The organism is Acinetobacter sp. NIOH-H-8, assembly GCF_046635365.1.
GTDB lineage: Bacteria > Pseudomonadota > Gammaproteobacteria > Pseudomonadales > Moraxellaceae > Acinetobacter.
Genome location: NZ_JBHDVN010000058.1, coordinates 1 through 16,464, shown reverse-complemented (window position 1 = coordinate 16,464; position 16,464 = coordinate 1). Strand labels below are relative to the sequence as shown.

General features: G+C 43.2%; 19 protein-coding genes and 1 pseudogene. 7 read left to right on the top strand and 13 right to left on the bottom strand.

All coding sequences use genetic code 11. The annotated features are described in order from the left end of the window. The first annotated feature begins 263 nt into the window (after positions 1–263). On the top strand, positions 264–869 hold the full coding sequence (locus ACEWB7_RS15040) for a hypothetical protein (RefSeq protein WP_125279451.1): 606 nt from the start codon (positions 264–266) through the stop codon (positions 867–869). A gap of 68 nt (positions 870–937) precedes the next feature. Here the strand turns inward: ACEWB7_RS15040 and ACEWB7_RS15035 are convergent, their stop codons facing one another. Next, positions 938–2,314, bottom strand: coding sequence for an NAD-dependent succinate-semialdehyde dehydrogenase (locus ACEWB7_RS15035; protein ID WP_125279450.1), 1,377 nt, complete (start codon positions 2,312–2,314; stop codon positions 938–940). Between the two features lie 404 nt (positions 2,315–2,718). Here ACEWB7_RS15035 and ACEWB7_RS15030 point away from each other — a divergent pair, with 404 nt between their 5' ends. Beyond that, positions 2,719–3,354 carry a hypothetical protein gene (locus ACEWB7_RS15030; RefSeq protein ID WP_411580927.1) on the top strand — a complete coding sequence of 212 codons (636 nt, stop codon included), beginning with the start codon at positions 2,719–2,721 and terminating at the stop codon, positions 3,352–3,354. 52 nt (positions 3,355–3,406) lie between these two features. Here the strand turns inward: ACEWB7_RS15030 and ACEWB7_RS15025 are convergent, their stop codons facing one another. The 10 genes from ACEWB7_RS15025 to ACEWB7_RS14980 all read right to left on the bottom strand — a co-directional run bounded on the left by ACEWB7_RS15025 (position 3,407) and on the right by ACEWB7_RS14980 (position 11,602). Continuing rightward, positions 3,407–3,826: a F0F1 ATP synthase subunit epsilon gene (locus tag ACEWB7_RS15025; protein ID WP_004780711.1), complete on the bottom strand. Its 420-nt coding sequence runs from the start codon at positions 3,824–3,826 to the stop codon at positions 3,407–3,409. A gap of 26 nt (positions 3,827–3,852) precedes the next feature. After that, entirely contained in the window at positions 3,853–5,247 is a 1,395-nt protein-coding gene (atpD, locus tag ACEWB7_RS15020) for a F0F1 ATP synthase subunit beta (RefSeq protein ID WP_004780710.1), read from the bottom strand. A 30-nt stretch (positions 5,248–5,277) separates the two neighbouring features. Further along, a complete protein-coding gene (atpG, locus tag ACEWB7_RS15015; protein WP_004780708.1) occupies positions 5,278–6,147 on the bottom strand; it encodes a F0F1 ATP synthase subunit gamma in 870 nt (289 codons plus the stop codon). 88 nt (positions 6,148–6,235) lie between these two features. After that, on the bottom strand, positions 6,236–7,780 hold the full coding sequence (gene atpA / locus ACEWB7_RS15010) for a F0F1 ATP synthase subunit alpha (protein ID WP_004780707.1): 1,545 nt from the start codon (positions 7,778–7,780) through the stop codon (positions 6,236–6,238). A 46-nt stretch (positions 7,781–7,826) separates the two neighbouring features. Beyond that, complete coding sequence (locus ACEWB7_RS15005) at positions 7,827–8,363, bottom strand: F0F1 ATP synthase subunit delta (protein WP_004780705.1); 537 nt, start codon at positions 8,361–8,363, stop codon at positions 7,827–7,829. A 12-nt stretch (positions 8,364–8,375) separates the two neighbouring features. Continuing rightward, positions 8,376–8,846, bottom strand: coding sequence for a F0F1 ATP synthase subunit B (locus ACEWB7_RS15000; protein ID WP_004780703.1), 471 nt, complete (start codon positions 8,844–8,846; stop codon positions 8,376–8,378). Positions 8,847–8,885: 39 nt separating this feature from the next. Beyond that, positions 8,886–9,131, bottom strand: coding sequence for a F0F1 ATP synthase subunit C (gene atpE / locus ACEWB7_RS14995; RefSeq protein WP_000424060.1), 246 nt, complete (start codon positions 9,129–9,131; stop codon positions 8,886–8,888). A gap of 82 nt (positions 9,132–9,213) precedes the next feature. After that, complete coding sequence (gene atpB / locus ACEWB7_RS14990) at positions 9,214–10,089, bottom strand: F0F1 ATP synthase subunit A (RefSeq protein ID WP_034705175.1); 876 nt, start codon at positions 10,087–10,089, stop codon at positions 9,214–9,216. 104 nt (positions 10,090–10,193) lie between these two features. Continuing rightward, positions 10,194–10,592, bottom strand: coding sequence for an ATP synthase subunit I (locus ACEWB7_RS14985; protein WP_125279448.1), 399 nt, complete (start codon positions 10,590–10,592; stop codon positions 10,194–10,196). Positions 10,593–10,762: 170 nt separating this feature from the next. After that, positions 10,763–11,602: a metal ABC transporter solute-binding protein, Zn/Mn family gene (locus tag ACEWB7_RS14980; RefSeq protein ID WP_159124347.1), complete on the bottom strand. Its 840-nt coding sequence runs from the start codon at positions 11,600–11,602 to the stop codon at positions 10,763–10,765. Positions 11,603–11,745: 143 nt separating this feature from the next. On the opposite strand from ACEWB7_RS14980, the gene ACEWB7_RS14975 reads away from it, so the two are divergent. From ACEWB7_RS14975 to ACEWB7_RS14960, 4 genes are read left to right on the top strand one after another with little or no spacing between them, the layout of a single operon-like run. Beyond that, positions 11,746–12,243, top strand: a complete 498-nt coding sequence (locus tag ACEWB7_RS14975) for a transcriptional repressor (RefSeq protein WP_005233384.1) — start codon at positions 11,746–11,748, stop codon at positions 12,241–12,243. Further along, positions 12,225–13,007, top strand: a complete 783-nt coding sequence (gene znuC, locus ACEWB7_RS14970) for a zinc ABC transporter ATP-binding protein ZnuC (RefSeq protein WP_034705181.1) — start codon at positions 12,225–12,227, stop codon at positions 13,005–13,007. The genes ACEWB7_RS14975 and znuC overlap by 19 nt, the downstream gene beginning before the upstream one ends. 3 nt (positions 13,008–13,010) lie before the next feature. Continuing rightward, on the top strand, positions 13,011–13,811 hold the full coding sequence (gene znuB / locus ACEWB7_RS14965) for a zinc ABC transporter permease subunit ZnuB (RefSeq protein WP_125279446.1): 801 nt from the start codon (positions 13,011–13,013) through the stop codon (positions 13,809–13,811). Positions 13,812–13,814: 3 nt separating this feature from the next. Continuing rightward, positions 13,815–14,285 carry a DUF523 domain-containing protein gene (locus tag ACEWB7_RS14960; protein WP_159124350.1) on the top strand — a complete coding sequence of 157 codons (471 nt, stop codon included), beginning with the start codon at positions 13,815–13,817 and terminating at the stop codon, positions 14,283–14,285. Positions 14,286–14,324: 39 nt separating this feature from the next. Here ACEWB7_RS14960 and ACEWB7_RS14955 read toward each other — a convergent pair whose 3' ends face one another. After that, entirely contained in the window at positions 14,325–14,945 is a 621-nt protein-coding gene (locus tag ACEWB7_RS14955; RefSeq protein WP_125279444.1) for a LysE family transporter, read from the bottom strand. Between the two features lie 160 nt (positions 14,946–15,105). Between ACEWB7_RS14955 and ACEWB7_RS14950 the strand changes: the two genes are divergently transcribed. Continuing rightward, positions 15,106–16,026, top strand: a complete 921-nt coding sequence (locus ACEWB7_RS14950) for a Dyp-type peroxidase (RefSeq protein WP_312310215.1) — start codon at positions 15,106–15,108, stop codon at positions 16,024–16,026. A gap of 333 nt (positions 16,027–16,359) precedes the next feature. On the opposite strand, the pseudogene ACEWB7_RS14945 reads toward ACEWB7_RS14950, so the two are convergent. After that, a pseudogene (locus ACEWB7_RS14945) lies at positions 16,360–16,464 on the bottom strand (IS5/IS1182 family transposase); the annotation flags it as partial.

Below are 16,464 nucleotides of genomic sequence, written 5' to 3'. Positions count from 1 at the left end.
CATGAAATACGGTATTCTGATGTGACAAAACCTGAATCCTGGTCGTTAAAGTGTTTGTTTGCACTCATATTTTAACTGTTAGGACTCAGGTTTTTTTATTTAAAGCAAACTATGGGACAGCAGTGGTGCTTCGGCACTCTTTTTTAATGTCTTAATCATTTGTATTCAAAATATTTGTTATGACTTTGCAACAATCTTTTTTATCTCCACATTTTATTCTTATAGTCATGCATTAGAACCACCTGCTCCGAGACCACGATTTCATGTCCAAGATTCTTGTAAATGCTCTTCTTCCTTTTGCCCTATTTAGCTCAGGCGTTTTATTAATGGGCTGTGAACAGGCGACCGAAGCACCGGTCGAGCAAGAACAAAGTACGCTTTCTACTGATCTTGAACCTGTACAGCAAAGTGATCGCACGACGACTGCGCAAACAGAGCTGAAGTCTGGCAATATGTTTTATATGGTGCGTGATGTGGCTGATCTGCAATTCAAGGCGGGCAATTATGTTGAACAGTTAAAACAGACCCAAACTGATCTGCAAACTGCGGTAGATACTAAAGATACCCAGCAACTGCAAGCTACAGCAGGCAAGTTACAACAACAGTTGACAGGCTTTAATCAGGCCTTAAGTGAACTGAATTTAAAAAGTCAGGAAATTGATCAGGTACGTAGCAATATCATGAGTGCCAATCAACAGGTTCTGGCTTCTCCTTTACTGAATGGCCAAGTCGATTTCAGCCAGGTTGATTTAAAGAAAATTGAAAGTCAGATGGTCAGTGTGCAAGCTGAAATGCTTAAACTGGCAGGCATGCTGATTCAAAATTCAGATAAAGACGCTTCATCAGAAGCTGAAACAGAAAACACCTGATTTACGCTTATATCTCGTTCAAAAAGAAGCCACTGCTTAAGTGGCTTCTTTATTATAAAAATTAAATATTATTTTTTTGGGCTTTTCACCACTACCAATCGTTTCTGTACAAATTCTTTGAAACCATCGCTTGAAAGTTCATGACCATAACCCGAATTTTTGATCCCACCAAATGGCAGCTCTGGCGCAGTATCGGTATACCAGTTGATCCAGATCATGCCGGTTTCTACACGTGAAGCCAGCTTTTTCGCCCGCTCAATATTTTGTGAATGAATCACGCCGCCGAGGCCATAATTGGAATCATTGGCAATTGATACAATTTCATCTTCATCTTTTGCCACATAAATTTGAGCGACCGGGCCAAAGAATTCTTCGTACCAGGCCGGATTATCACGGCTGATATTTTCCAGAATAGTTGGCTGATAGAAATTACCTTCATGTTCATAAGGCTTACCACCAGTCAAAACTTTCGCGCCATTCTCTACAGCTTTATCCACCTGCTTGGTCAGTTTTTCCAACGCATCTGCCGAAGACAGTGGGCCAAGAGTAGTTTCAGAATCCAATGGATCACCAATTTTTAAGCCTTCAAAGACCTCGAGCATGCCCGCTTTAAATTGTTCTGCAATTTTCTCATGCAGGATAAAACGTTTAGCTGCTGTACAAACTTGCCCCGTGTTATTAACGCGTGCCTGACAGCCAATTTTGATCGCTTTTTCCAGATCAGCATCATCCAGCACAATGAATACATCATTACCGCCCAATTCTAATGTGGATTTGGTGACATGTTTACCGGCCTGCCCCGCTACTGCACGCCCTGCGCCTTCTGATCCCGTAAGAGCAACGCCTTGTACACGTGGATCTGCGATAATATCAGCGACCTGATCACTACTAATAAATAGGTTAGTCCATACACCTTTCGGTGCGCCTGCATCCAGAATCAACTGTTCAAAGGCTTCAGCACATTGCGGAACGATGCTGGCATGCTTGGCTACCACAGGGTTGCCAATCGCACAGTTTGGGGCAAAGACACGCATCAATTGATAGAATGGGAAGTTCCAGGGTTCTACCGCCATAATAATGCCTAAGGGATGATGCTCTACCCATGCTTCTCCTAGTTCCGTTTCATAAGAAACTGGCGCTAAAAACTCTTTGGCATGGTCTGCATAATACTCAGCAATTTTGGCACAGCTTTCGATCTCGCCTTCACTCTGCTTGATCAGCTTGCCCATATCCAGCGTCATGATTTTAGCCAGTTCTGACTTGCGTTCCCGCATGTTGCTTGCCAGTTTACAAAGTACCTCAATTCGGGTATCTACTTGTTGAGTCCAATCCGACTTCAGGATTTTTTCTGCGGTATCCAAGGCATTCTGGATATCTTGATCAGTATGTGACGGATAATCTTTTAATTTCTGGTTGTTAAAGGGGTTAACGGATTGATAACTCATAATTAGATCCCTGCTTGGCCAATTCAATTTTTATAAATGGATAACAACGTGATTCGCGTCGTGACAGAGGTAGTAGAACCGTGAAGCTTTTTACTAAATAAATCTGGAAAGCTTAAAGACGCTATATCAACTTAGCATTGTTTTTTTCTGACTATGACTTTGCTTACAGATTGGTTCAAAAGATTACGCAGCGCAGGTAAAAGTTATATCGAGTGGTACAAAGTGAAAGTTATTTAAGAACCAGAAATACTAAAACTGATACTTTCAACATTCATACTTCCAAAAATTCCAAGTTAAAACAAACAATCCAAACCAGCTATTCTAAGGTGATGCTAAAAAATATAAATTTCAAATTTTCAGGTGTGTAGTACATTATCTATATAGCGGATAAAAGAAAATTAATCATGAGTCAAATAACATCTACTATTATTCAAACAGCAGAAAACTATTTTGATAATGCAGTTTTAGAAACGACCAATACTATTTTTCAAGAAATTGTAAAGGCTTTTCCAATAGCATCATCAGGTTTAGCAATTTATCAAGCTTTTAGGAATTATAACGAAAAGCAAAAACTGAAAAATATCCTGGAATTTATAAAAGAAGGAGAAAGCTTGGCATCAGGCACATTACTAAAAATCTTCAAGGATCAAAATAACTTAGAAATAGGTGGTGAGCTACTCAATGCATTAGATAAAACTTATTTAGTGCATCAATCCAAAATGCTTGCTCGACTTGCTCTTTTATATGATGTAAAGGAAATTAATAGAGCAAATTTTCTCAGATATGCTCATATTATTCCTCACTTCACTTCTTTTTTATTAGAAGGCTTAGAAAAGGCATATATAGCCTTTGAAAAAAATAAAACTAATAAAAATTATCACCTTAAAAATGAAGAATGTAATTTTTCAGCATCTGAATTAGAAAGATTTGGTTTTTTATATGTTGTTGCAACATTCGGTACTGACAATAATTATGGCAGATCAAAAGACTTAATCTTTTTCTATGAGAATATTTATCAACATAAACATAGAAAAAATTAAACCCATAAAAAAACCACCCTTTCGGGTGGTATTTTCAATCTTAAACCAGCAATTACATTGCGCGGTTTTTGATTTTGCGGATCGTTTCCAGCTGAGCAGCAGTTTCTGCAAGAGCAGCCAAAGCAGCAGCAGAGTCCAAATCGCTCTTTTGATTTGCTAGCAATTGTTCAGCGTGTTTACGCGCTTCAATAATTGCCGCTTCATCCAAGTTTTCTGCACGGACTGCTGTATCAGCAAGAACCGTAACAACATGCGGTTGAACTTCTAGAACACCACCAGATACATAGATTAATTCTTCTGTACCGTTTTCCAAAATAACGCGGATCGCGCCAGGTTGGAGCAAAGTTACCAGCGGAGCGTGACCAGGCATAATACCTAACTCACCGCCAGCACCTTTAGCAATTAGCATAGTTACAGTGCCTGAGTACAAAGACTCTTGAACACTTACAACGTCACATTGCATAGTCGCCATGAGAATCTCCTAAATTAGGGAACTAATTAAAGTTTCTCAGCTTTAGCAATCACTTCGTCAATACCACCAACCATGTAGAACGCTTGTTCTGGGATGTGATCGTATTCACCAGCTAGAAGACCTTTAAAACCACGAATTGTTTCTTTAAGCGGTACAAGTTTACCAGGAGCACCAGTAAACACTTCAGCTACGTGGAACGGTTGAGAGAAGAAACGCTGGATCTTACGTGCACGGTATACAGTAAGTTTGTCTTCTTCTGACAATTCGTCCATACCAAGAATTGCGATAATGTCTTTCAATTCCTTATAACGTTGAAGAACGTTTTGAACTGAACGAGCGATTTCATAATGCTCAGTACCAACTACAAGTGGATCTAGCTGACGTGAAGTAGAGTCAAGTGGATCGATCGCAGGGTAAATACCTTGAGAAGCGATGTCACGGCTCAATACAACAGTTGCGTCCAAGTGAGCGAACGTAGTTGCAGGCGATGGATCTGTTAAGTCATCGGCAGGTACGTATACCGCTTGGATTGACGTAATAGAACCAGACTTAGTCGATGTAATACGTTCTTGAAGAACACCCATCTCTTCTGCAAGAGTCGGTTGGTAACCTACTGCAGATGGCATACGGCCTAGAAGTGCTGATACTTCAGTACCCGCTAGTGTATAACGATAGATGTTGTCGACGAACAATAGTACGTCACGGCCTTTACCGTTTTCGTCTTTTTGATCACGGAAGTACTCAGCCATAGTCAAACCAGTCAACGCTACGCGTAAACGGTTACCTGGTGGCTCGTTCATCTGACCGTAGACCATTGCTACTTTGTCTAGAACGTTAGAGTCTTTCATTTCGTGATAGAAGTCATTACCTTCACGAGTACGCTCACCAACACCAGCGAACACAGATAAACCTGAGTGAGCTTTAGCGATGTTGTTGATCAACTCCATCATGTTTACAGTTTTACCAACACCGGCACCACCGAACAGACCAACTTTACCACCTTTCGCGAACGGGCATAGTAAGTCGATGACTTTAATACCAGTTTCTAGAAGGTCAGTAGAAGCCGCTTGTTCTGCATAAGAAGGCGCTTGACGGTGAATTGGTAAACGCTCTTCAGTCGCAACAGGACCAGCTTCGTCGATCGGGCGACCAAGAACGTCCATGATACGGCCAAGAGTCGCTGTACCTACTGGTACAGAGATCGGAGCGTTAGTGTTAGTTACGTTCAAACCACGCTTAAGGCCTTCAGTAGAACCCATTGCAATAGTACGAACTACGCCATCACCAAGTTGTTGCTGAACTTCTAATGTAGTTTCAGTACCGTCAACTTGGAGAGCGTCATAGATCTTAGGAACGCTGTTACGTTCAAACTCGACGTCGATAACCGCGCCGATGATCTGAATGATACGACCGCTACTCATTGCTGTCTCCTCAATTCAAACTAATATATGTTAAACGGCAGCGGCACCACCAACGATCTCAGAAATTTCCTGAGTAATCGCGGCTTGACGCAGCTTGTTATAAATAAGTTGCAGGTTCTTGATCAATTCACCCGCGTTATCAGTTGCAGCTTTCATTGCAACCATACGAGCAGACTGCTCACACGCGATGTTTTCGATCACACCTTGATACACCACAGACTCGATGTAACGAACCAACAAGCCATTTAAAAGCTCTTCAGCTTCAGGCTCGTAGATGTAGTCCCAACCGTATTGACGGTTAAGCGTCTTGTCTTCTTCAGCAGCTGCTAAAGGAACAAGCTGTTCGATCTTTTGGTTTTGAGTCATGGCGTTGACAAAGCCGTTAGAAACCAGATAAATACGATCTAATTCGCCTTTATCATAAGCGTCTAACATCACCTGTACAGAACCAGATAACTGTTCAAGACTTGGAGTGTCGCCCACTTGAGTGGTCGCACCAAGCACTTTACCGCCGTAGTTTTTAAAAAACGAAACCGCTTTTTGACCAATCAAAGCAAATTGAACTTCAATTGACTGCTCTTGTTGCTGTTGAACGTGTTTTACCACTTTCTTGAACAGGTTAATGTTCAAACCACCAGCAAGGCCACGATCTGAAGACACAATGATATAGCCAACGCGCTTAACAGGACGTTCAACCATATAACGGTGTTTATATTCAGGATTCGCTTGTACCAAATGAGCAATTACACGGTGCATATTTTCGGCATACGGACGGCCTTGAGCCATGCGCTCTTGCGCACGACGCATCTTAGAAGCTGCTACCATCTGCATCGCGCGAGTAATTTTCTGCGTGCTTTTGATACTAGCTACTTTGGCGCGAATTTCTTTTAAATTTGCCATACGCTTAACCTAGTATTCGAAGGCCCTTACGAGCCCTCGAAGGTTGATTCCGTGAACCAAACCAACACCAATCTAGCAAGTTGCTAAATTAGTAAGTTTGAGTCGCTTTGAATTTTTCAATACCAGCTTTGAATTCAGCTTCGATATCTTTATCCCAAGCACCAGTCTCGTCAATTTTTTGCATTAACGCAGCGTGTTCTGAACGGAAGTAAGCAATTAACGCAGCGTCAAAGTCTACGATTTTCTTAACTTCTACGTCAGCCATGTAGCCTTCGTTAGATGCATAAACTGATACAGCTTGGTCAGCGATTGAGTATGGAGCATATTGTTTTTGCTTCATAAGCTCAGTTACGCGTTGACCGTGTTCAAGCTGTTTACGAGTTGCTTCGTCAAGGTCAGAAGCGAACTGAGCAAACGCTGCCAATTCACGGTACTGTGCAAGTGCAGTACGGATACCACCAGACAATTTCTTGATGACTTTAGTCTGCGCAGAACCACCAACACGAGATACAGAGATACCCGCGTTCACAGCAGGACGAATACCTGCGTTGAACAATGATGTTTCAAGGAAGATCTGACCGTCAGTAATCGAAATTACGTTGGTTGGTACGAATGCAGATACGTCACCTGCTTGAGTTTCAATAATCGGCAATGCAGTTAATGAACCAGTTTGGCCTTTAACTTCACCGTTAGTGAATTTCTCAACGTAGTCAGCAGATACACGAGAAGCACGTTCAAGTAGACGTGAATGTAGATAGAACACGTCACCTGGATAAGCTTCACGACCTGGTGGACGACGAAGAAGCAATGAAATTTGACGGTAAGCAACAGCTTGTTTAGACAAGTCATCATAGATGATCAGAGCGTCTTCACCGCGGTCACGGAAGTATTCACCCATTGTACAGCCAGAGTATGGAGCCAAGAACAGCATTGCTGCTGGATCGGCTGCAGCTGCTGCTACAACAGTTGTATACGCCATAGCGCCAGTTTCTTCTAGCTTACGTACTACGTTTGCGATAGTTGATTGTTTTTGACCAACTGCAACGTAGATACATTTAATGCCAGAGTTTTTCTGAGCGATGATCGCGTCGATCGCCATAGCTGTTTTACCAGTCTGACGGTCACCAATGATCAACTCACGTTGACCACGGCCTACTGGGATCATTGTATCTACTGATTTATAACCAGTTTGTACAGGTTGATCCACTGATTGACGCCAAATTACGCCTGGTGCTACTTTTTCAACAGCATCAGAAAGTTTTGCATCAATAGGGCCTTTACCATCAATCGGGTTACCCAAAGCATCTACGACACGGCCAAGAAGTTCAGGACCAACCGGAACTTCTAATACACGACCTGTACAACGAGCTTTTTGACCTTCTTGAAGGCTTAAGTAGTTACCTAAAACAACGACGCCCACTGAATCCTGTTCTAGGTTCAGTGCCATACCGTATAAGCCGCCGTCGAATTCGATCATTTCACCGTACATTGCATCAGCAAGGCCGTGAATGCGCACAATACCGTCGGATACCATAACAATGGTACCTTCGTTTTTAGCGGTCGCGCTGGTGTCCAGATCGCCGATACGCTGTTTAATGAGCGCACTGATCTCGGATGGATTCAGTTGTTGCATTGCGCTATACCTCAATCTTTTTAAAGTTCAGTCTTCTTATATGCAATTAAGCTAGAAGACGAGTACGCATTTTTTCAAGCTTATTAAGCGCAGAATCATCTATCACTTGGTCGCCTGCACGAATAACCACACCCGCGATTAACGCCGGGTTAACTTCTACAGAAACGTTTACTGCTGCATTGAATTTTTTCTCTAACGCATGAGTAAGAAGTTGTTCCTGTACAGAAGTCAATGGGAATGCTGATTCAATTACAACATCCACAGTATTGTTATTCTGTGATTTGAGCTGTTCATATTCTGCAGCGATTTCAGGAAGCAAAGCCAAACGTGCGTTTTCAGCAAGCATAGTCAAAAAGTTTGACACTGCAGGCGTTTGGTCTTCGCCTAAAACTTTAGCAAAAAGTGCCACCTGCTCAGCAGGTGTCAACTCAGGGCGATTTAGATAAGCTGAAAATGCTTCGTCTTGCACCGCAGCACTGAGCAATTCAAGTGCAGTTGACCAAGAGTCAGCTGTACCTTGCTCAGAAGCGTAAGCAAATGCTGCTTTAGCGTAAGGGCGTGCCAACGTCAAGAGTTCAGCCATAATCCGCCTCTCTTAAAGTTTAGCAGCCAGCTGAGTCAGCATGGCATTGTGAGCTTCTGCGTCAACTTGCTGGCTAAGAATTTTCTCAGCACCAGCAACTGCAAGAGCAGCCACTTGTTGACGTAATTCTTCGCGAGCAGCATTGATTTCAGTATCAACAGCTTCTTTAGCTTGTTGACGAATACGCTCACCTTCAGCTGACGCTTGGGTACGAGCTTCTTCGACCAATTGCGCTGCACGACGGTTCGCTTGTTCGATCAATTGAGCCGCTTGTGCTTTTGCCGCGTCCAGTTCAGCTTTCACTTGTGCTTGCGCATCTGCAAGGTCAGCCTTCGCTTTTTCAGCAGCATTTAAGCCATCAGCGATTTTACGCTGACGTTCACTAATCGCATTGATTAGTGGTGGCCATACAAACTTCATGCAGAATGCGACGAAAATCGCAAACGCAATCGCTTGGCCAAACAATGTGAGGTTGATATTCATTGCAAATTCCTCAAATAGTGAATTTCGGAATTAAGCTGATTAACCTACAAATGGATTAGCGAAGATGAAGAACAAGCCAATACCAACACCGATCATAGGCACAGCATCAAGAAGACCCGCGATTAAGAACATACGAGTTTGAAGTTGTGGAGCCAATTCTGGTTGACGAGCTACAGCTTCAAGGAAACGGCCGCCTAGAAGACCAAAACCAATCGCAGTACCTAAAGCACCGAAAGCGATCAAGATAGCAGATGCAATTGCAACTAGACCTAAAGTGAGTTCCATGATAATTCCTCAGAGGTTAGGTTTATACCAAATTAAGTTAAAAAATTGTGCCCAACCATCCCGTGACAGTTAGGCAATACCATTAATGCTTTTCGCTTGCCATGCTCAAGTATACGATAGTCAGCATCATGAAAATGAATGCTTGTAGCGTAATAACAAGAATGTGGAAGATCGCCCAAGGCACAGATAACGCCCACTGGATCCAGAACGGTAATAACGCGATAAGAATGAAGATTAACTCACCCGCATACATGTTACCGAATAGTCGTAGAGCCAATGAAACTGGACGTGCAAGGAAGGTTACCAATTCCAGAATCAAGTTCACTGGAATAAGGATCGCTTTTGCAACTGGGTTACTTGGGTTAAATGGGTTAAGTGCTAGTTCACCAACGAAGCCGCCAACACCTTTTTCACGGATGCTGTAGAACAAGATAAGTGCAAATACAGACAATGACATACCAAGGGTAATGTTAGGGTCAGTAGATGGAACGATCTTGAAGTATACGTGGTGTGGATCAATACCAAACAGGCCACCAATCACGTGTTGAGCGACATAAGGAATCCAGTCAACCGGGATAAGGTCCATCAAGTTCATGAGGAAAATCCACACGAAGATGGTTAGCGCTAGTGGAGCGATCAAACGCGATTTACCATGGAAGGTATCGCGTACACTTGAGTCAACAAACTCGATAATCATTTCGATTGCAGACTGGAACTTGGTAGGAACACCAGCGTTTGCAGCTTTCGCTACGAACCAGAATAACAAGCAGAAAATGATACCAAGGCCGATTGACCAACCCATTGAATCCAAGTGAATAGCAGTGAACCCCATCTGTTGAGCTTCAGCACCGTTCTCGGCCAATTTCCATGTACCGTCTGGCATTTTGCCATAGGTCATATTGGTCAAGTGATGCTTGATATACTCGGTCGAAGTAAGGGCATGTTCTTCAGCAGCCATAAATCACACCTGGTCAATGTCAAAAAACTATAGAACAAACGAATATCGCGTGCTGCTTGATATCTCGCCTGCTCCTAAAAAAACTTTTCAATTTTTTGTTGTGTTTAAACTCGTTTTTGTAGACGTGACACCCAAAAAGGAGCGACCCACGACATGGCTTGAACGAGCATAAAACCACAAAACAACGCAACCGGGGATAACGGCTTGACATTGCTTAAAATTAAAATGAAACCAACAATCACAATTGCAAACTTGCCCATCAGGCCTTTATACATGTTCGAAAGAACCTGCTTAGATGCCCGCGCTCCTGCCGCTCGAAATGATTGCCATGAAAAATAACAACTCGCAAACCAGCAGACGAACGCCCCCAAAGCGGCACTCAAGGCTACGTTTGAGTCTTTCACGACCCAGCCAATCAAGGCTGAAACAGGAATCATTAATGCTTGTAAGAGGACTAAAGCTTTCGCTAATCGTCGGTCAATCAAGCGACTAGTTCGGCTCATTATTTATTCACTCACAGCAAGCATGCTTGACAAGTTTAGCTGATGATTATTTTTAATCGCAGGCATTATAGAGTTACACCCCTGAACATGCAATCTTTTCCCGACCTTAGTCGTGTTTTTTTCAACAGATCAAATGCTGGCAAACTAATCAAAACTTGATTATTTTTAAATCATTGATGGGCATTTAACACACATTTACGGGTTTGCTCGGCCAATTTCTGCCAGGCCTGGATAAAGTCCCCTGCCCCACTCATGCTTTCATCGACACTCTGGAACACAATCGGTTTCAGTTTACGGTACTGATTTTCACCAGCATGTGCTTCTGCCAGCAGACACATTTTGCTCTGCACACGACTGTCTTGCAGATACTTGATCTGCGCCACGGTTGGTGACACATGTGGGTCATCCGTCAAAGCCCCCATGAACTTCAGGTTCAATGGGCGTTCCAGATATTGATAGGCATCATGGTAGGACCAATAAGGTTGAGCTTTACTTGTAGAACTATAACGCTGTGCAGTCAAAAACATGGTTTGGGCAAAGTCACGCGCATTTTTCCAATAGACCTCCCGATGCTCAGGCAGCTGCTGAGAACGTAAGGCTGCAATGAAGAAACCGATGCGCACTGCATTGTTGGGATCGAGCCAGACATGGGTATCGACGGTATCTTTTAAGGCTTGCCCACGTGGATTACGCATTGGCAAAGTGGTCAGAATACCCGAATCTAAAATCGCGATACTTTTATTGTTATTGTTCAACACTTTTGCCAACGGTGCTTCATGTGCCTGCCCCAACCAGATCACCAGGCCGGCATCCTGAATCGTTTTACGGTGTGCCGGGGTGAGGCTGACATCATGACCGCTTTGATTGGCCAGTAATAAAGTCGGCTGTTCCACGCCTTGAGTAATGGTCTTGGCAATCAGATAAATCGGCTGCGTTGAAACCACCAGACTTTGCGACCAGCTAAGGGTACTGAACAAAGCCAAGCTACACAGGGCAAGGAAACGGAACATGAAGAAATCGCTATATAAGGACAAATTTGATAGTGTTATAATATAACAAAATTATAAAAATACCTATGCCCAATCGAAACTCTGGGCGCTTCATGTTAAGATTTGAAATCTTTTAATTTTCAGTTTCGCACCTGAGGTGAACTATGGGTTCATGTTCGCACGAACACCACAATGCATTGCACGGCGTACACGACCATCCAAATGTCGCGCAACGTCTGGCCGAAGCAGAGAGTCTTTGTGCGGCAAGTGGCGCACGCCTCACTCCTTTACGCAAAGAGGTACTGGAACTGATTCTGAATGCAAGCGGCCCGATGGGTGCGTATGATCTGCTGGCACAAATGAAAAATGCCAGCGACCGTCCTGCTGCCCCACCAACGGTATACCGTACACTCGACTTTCTATTAGAAAAAGGCTTTATTCACCGCCTGACCTCTATTAATGCCTATATTCCCTGCTGCCATCCGCGTGAAGGTCATCAGGCGGCATTCTTGATTTGTACTGAATGTAAAGCAGTCAAAGAAGCATCTGCACAAGGTTTATTAGAACAACTGGATGCTTTGGCGGCTTCAGACGATTTTAGTGCACACCACAGCATTATCGAAATTTCAGGAATCTGTCAGCAGTGTCGCAACAAAGCTTGAATACATCTCCCTTGATCCAGCTTTCCAATATCTGGGTCAATATTGATGATCGTGACATTTTAAAGGCCATTGATTTCTCTTTGCAGGAGAAAGAGATTGTTACGATGATTGGTCCGAACGGTGCCGGTAAGTCGACCTTAATAAAGGTCATGCTTGGGATCGTCAAACCGAAATCCGGTGAAATCAAAACGGCGCGCAAGCTAAAATTCTCTTATGTGCCACAGAAATTCAATCCTTCACATAGTCTGCCACTACGTGTCAAAGACTTGTTAGCTCTAGAAAAATGCCCTGCAGATATTAAGGCAGAAATCATCCGTGATACCGGCATTGCCAAACTGGAAAATTCTAAAGTACAACAGCTTTCCGGCGGTGAACGTCAACGTGTGTTGTTGGCTCGCGCCTTATTACGTCAGCCGGATATTCTAGTACTGGATGAACCGATGCAGGGTCTAGATATTCAGTCTGAGGCTGAACTGTATGAATATGTGCGTAGCCTGCCGGAAAAATATGGCTGTGCCATTTTAATGGTCTCGCATGACCTGCAATGGGTGATGCAAGGCACACATCGCGTGGTTTGTCTGAATAAACATATCTGTTGTAGCGGCCTGCCAGAAAGTGTGCAGCAGCATCCAGAATATCAAGCTATTTTTGGTACCAACCGGGTGTTCTACCAGCATCATCATGACCACTGTGCCCATGGTGACTCCGCGACACCTTGTCAGCACGATTCACGTCCCCACATTCACCCCGAGCCGGAAGCTTAAGCCATGATGGATTGGTTATCTCTCCTATTACCTGCATGGATTATGGGAACACTCTTGGTGTTCCTGACCGCACCACTCGGCTGTCTGATGCTGTGGCGTCGTATGTCTTTCTTTGCAGATACGATGGCACATGGCACTTTGCTTGGCGTTGCCATTGCTGGTGCGATGAGCCTGCCGCTTTGGATGGGGGTCAGCTTTATCGCAGTCTTATTGGTCGCTGTACTATGGGTACTGTATGACCCGCGTTTGCCGAATGATGCATTATTGGCACTCTGTTCAGCAACCCTGCTCTGTTCAGGTTTATTATTCATTCAGCATTTACCGAGTTTAAGACCGGAACTGCTGAGTTATTTATTTGGTGATCTACTCACCATTTCATGGACAGATCTTCCTACTTTTGCCGTCGTGATTATCTTGGCTTTGGCCGTTCTTTATAAAAGCTGGCAGGCGCAAATCCAAATTGCGATTGATCCTGATATGGCGATCAGTGAAGGCGTAAATGCAAAACTGCAGCGTCTGATCTTCATGTTGTTACTGGCGCTGTTTACTGTATTGGCATTACGTGCGGTCGGTTCTCTTTTGATGGGTGCCTTACTAGTGATTCCAGCACTCACCGCTCGCCTACTGGCAAATTCCCCTCGTCAAATGGTGATGTGGGCTTTTGTGATTGCACAAATTGGTGTGACAGTCGGACTCTGGTCAAGTGCAGGTCTAAATACGTCAACAGGTCTGACCATTGTGCTGACCATGTCAGTGTTGTTTGCCGTTATTTTTATCCTACAGAAGTTTAAAAAACTGGCTTAAGACATGGCAGGTAAATTTTATCTAATTAGTGCCTGCTTGCTCGGACACAAGGTTCGTTATGATGGTCGCGACTGTCTGGTAAAAGAGTTGGTCGATTATTTATTGCCGGATCAATATGTCACGATTTGCCCTGAAGTCAGTGGTGGTTTGCCTATACCTCGACCCGCAGCAGAGATTCAATCTGGCGATGGTCGAGAGGTGCTGCTGTACCAAGCTCATGTTATAGATATAAATGGTACAGATGTTTCCGATGCCTTTATCAAAGGTGCCTATGCCGCTTTAGATCTTGCCCAAAGATTTCAAGCGACACATGCCATCCTCAAAGCCCATAGCCCTTCTTGTAGCAGCAAGCTGATTTATGATGGTTCATTTACTGGAAATAAAATTCAAGGTGATGGGGTCACAGCAGCATTACTTAAACAGCATGGTATGGAGGTCATGACTGAAGATGAATTTTTACAGATGATTCTTTAAGAGATCGTTAAATTTCCTCTCCTTTAAGGAGAGGTTTCCCTACTGATGCACCAAACTCAATAAAAACGCAGCTCCAGCGAACAAGCTGGCAAAAGTTCGATTCATGACTTTCTGCTGTTTTGGCGATTTCAGAAGACGCAGAACCTTGGCAGCCAGACCGGTATAGCCTGCCATCACGATCAGATCAATCGTTACCATAGTCGCGGCCATAATCACATATTGAATCCATTGCGGTTTAGATAAGTCCAGAAATTGCGGCAATACTGCCAGCAAAAATACAATCGCTTTGGGATTACTCATATTGACCAGAAAACCGTGGATGACGAGTTTCCCAGCTGATTTTCGTGCGAGTTCATGTTTAATTTCAATCGACTGCGCTGGTGCTTTCCACTGCAAAAAGGCCAGATACAATAAATAGGCAACCCCAAACCATTTCACTGCAAGAAATGCCCAAGGTGTAGTCGCAAACAATACCCCTGCCCCGGCAGCCACAATAGCAATTTGAACCAATAGGGCGAGTTGCAAGCCGAGCGCATTCCAGTATCCATGTCGGAAACCGTAATTCAGTCCGCTCGACATTGAAGCAATAGCACCCGCACCTGGGGAAATACTGATCACCCAACAGGCTAACATATAAGCAAACCAGACTTGATAGGACATAGAGATTTAACTCATTCAAATTCAGGATCTAATTATATGACTTTTCCAATATTTTCAGCCAAAAAAATTGCTTAAACATCAGACTGCATACTATTCACTCTATAGCGCTTCAGGCACAATAGCAGGATTGGATACAGAAAATTTATTACAGGAGCCATGAATGACAGCCCAATCTGTAATTTTGCCATTACCTTCAGATCATGCTCGCTTTATTGTTTTACGTCTGAAAAATCTCAGTATCAAAGATTTTAAGGAACGATTAAAACAGCTATTTACGACACGCGATCGCCTGATTACCCAACATCCGAATGCGCAAATTAAAACGGCTGTCGCTTTTGGTCCTGAACTCTGGTCAAAATTGTATGAACAGGCACCTGCTGGTTTTAAACAATTAGAGCCAATTCAAGGTTCATTTAATATGCCTGTGGTACCGGCAGATGTGCTGATCCATATTGCCAGTGCGCGTGCCGATATCTGTTTCGCCTTGAGTCAGTCTTTCTTTGAAGGTATTCGCGATCAGGTTGAAGTACTAGATGAGCGTGTTTGCTTCCGTTACTTTGATGGCCGTGATATTACCGGTTTCATTGATGGGACTGAAAATCCGCAATTCCCGGATGATCGAGCTGAAGTGGCTTTACTTGGTGAAGATACGGGCATTTTCCAGGATGGTTCATTCATTTTTGCACAGCGTTATGCGCATAACCTGGATAAATGGAAGAAACTCAAAGTCGATGCTCAAGAACAAGTGATGGGTCGTACCAAACTTGAATCGATTGAACTCGAGGATGAGGTAAAACCTGCCAATGCACATATCGCTCGTACTGTCGTTGAAGATGAGGGAGGCGAGGAAATGGAAATTCTACGTCACTCTCTGCCTTATGGAGATGGTCGTGGTGACCAAGGTCTATTCTTCATTGCTTATACCAAAGACCTGAAAATCATTGATGCCATGTTAGTGCGCATGTTTGGTACATCAGGCGATGGGATCCATGACCGCTTGCTACACTTCGTGACTCCAATGGATGGTGCGTATTACTTTGCACCGAGTGAGGAGTTGTTGGAAGAGATTTTGGAAGGGTAAAATTTATAAGGTCGGTGATTGCTACATTCTCCATAATGTAGCAATCTAAAAAATTATTTTTTAAGAAAATTTCTATAATTAATATTTTCACACCCTAGAGTAAATGTTAAGCACTTTAAATCTGAATCTAAAATCAATTTATAGTCATTAATTTTCCTGTTACTTTCCCTAATATTGGCATTATATAAATATTTTTTCTCTTCTTTAATATAAGAAAAATTATCACCAGCCAATATACTCCCGTAATCACTTTCTAAATTAGCAGATGAAGAATTTACTACTGGAGCTTCAATAACTAAATTTGATAACTTATTAGATCTCTTGCGAAAGTCGTTATTGCAAGTTCATCCGGTTTACCAGTGCAGCGATTAAGTTAATGCGTAAACCGAATCTTTTCCGTCTATTTCGATAGCGTTCACTTAGTATTCTAAATCTTTT

Bases quoted from the DNA above. Each gene is read 5' to 3' on its own strand.
- ACEWB7_RS15040 (WP_125279451.1), top strand. From the start codon at position 264: ATGTCCAAGATTCTTGTAAATGCTCTTCTTCCTTTTGCCCTATTTAGC.
- ACEWB7_RS15035 (WP_125279450.1), bottom strand. From the start codon at position 2,314: ATGAGTTATCAATCCGTTAACCCCTTTAACAACCAGAAATTAAAAGAT.
- ACEWB7_RS15030 (WP_411580927.1), top strand. From the start codon at position 2,719: ATGAGTCAAATAACATCTACTATTATTCAAACAGCAGAAAACTATTTT.
- ACEWB7_RS15025 (WP_004780711.1), bottom strand. From the start codon at position 3,826: ATGGCGACTATGCAATGTGACGTTGTAAGTGTTCAAGAGTCTTTGTAC.
- atpD (WP_004780710.1), bottom strand. From the start codon at position 5,247: ATGAGTAGCGGTCGTATCATTCAGATCATCGGCGCGGTTATCGACGTC.
- atpG (WP_004780708.1), bottom strand. From the start codon at position 6,147: ATGGCAAATTTAAAAGAAATTCGCGCCAAAGTAGCTAGTATCAAAAGC.
- atpA (WP_004780707.1), bottom strand. From the start codon at position 7,780: ATGCAACAACTGAATCCATCCGAGATCAGTGCGCTCATTAAACAGCGT.
- ACEWB7_RS15005 (WP_004780705.1), bottom strand. From the start codon at position 8,363: ATGGCTGAACTCTTGACGTTGGCACGCCCTTACGCTAAAGCAGCATTT.
- ACEWB7_RS15000 (WP_004780703.1), bottom strand. From the start codon at position 8,846: ATGAATATCAACCTCACATTGTTTGGCCAAGCGATTGCGTTTGCGATT.
- atpE (WP_000424060.1), bottom strand. From the start codon at position 9,131: ATGGAACTCACTTTAGGTCTAGTTGCAATTGCATCTGCTATCTTGATC.
- atpB (WP_034705175.1), bottom strand. From the start codon at position 10,089: ATGGCTGCTGAAGAACATGCCCTTACTTCGACCGAGTATATCAAGCAT.
- ACEWB7_RS14985 (WP_125279448.1), bottom strand. From the start codon at position 10,592: ATGAGCCGAACTAGTCGCTTGATTGACCGACGATTAGCGAAAGCTTTA.
- ACEWB7_RS14980 (WP_159124347.1), bottom strand. From the start codon at position 11,602: ATGTTCCGTTTCCTTGCCCTGTGTAGCTTGGCTTTGTTCAGTACCCTT.
- ACEWB7_RS14975 (WP_005233384.1), top strand. From the start codon at position 11,746: ATGGGTTCATGTTCGCACGAACACCACAATGCATTGCACGGCGTACAC.
- znuB (WP_125279446.1), top strand. From the start codon at position 13,011: ATGATGGATTGGTTATCTCTCCTATTACCTGCATGGATTATGGGAACA.
- ACEWB7_RS14960 (WP_159124350.1), top strand. From the start codon at position 13,815: ATGGCAGGTAAATTTTATCTAATTAGTGCCTGCTTGCTCGGACACAAG.
- ACEWB7_RS14955 (WP_125279444.1), bottom strand. From the start codon at position 14,945: ATGTCCTATCAAGTCTGGTTTGCTTATATGTTAGCCTGTTGGGTGATC.
- ACEWB7_RS14950 (WP_312310215.1), top strand. From the start codon at position 15,106: ATGACAGCCCAATCTGTAATTTTGCCATTACCTTCAGATCATGCTCGC.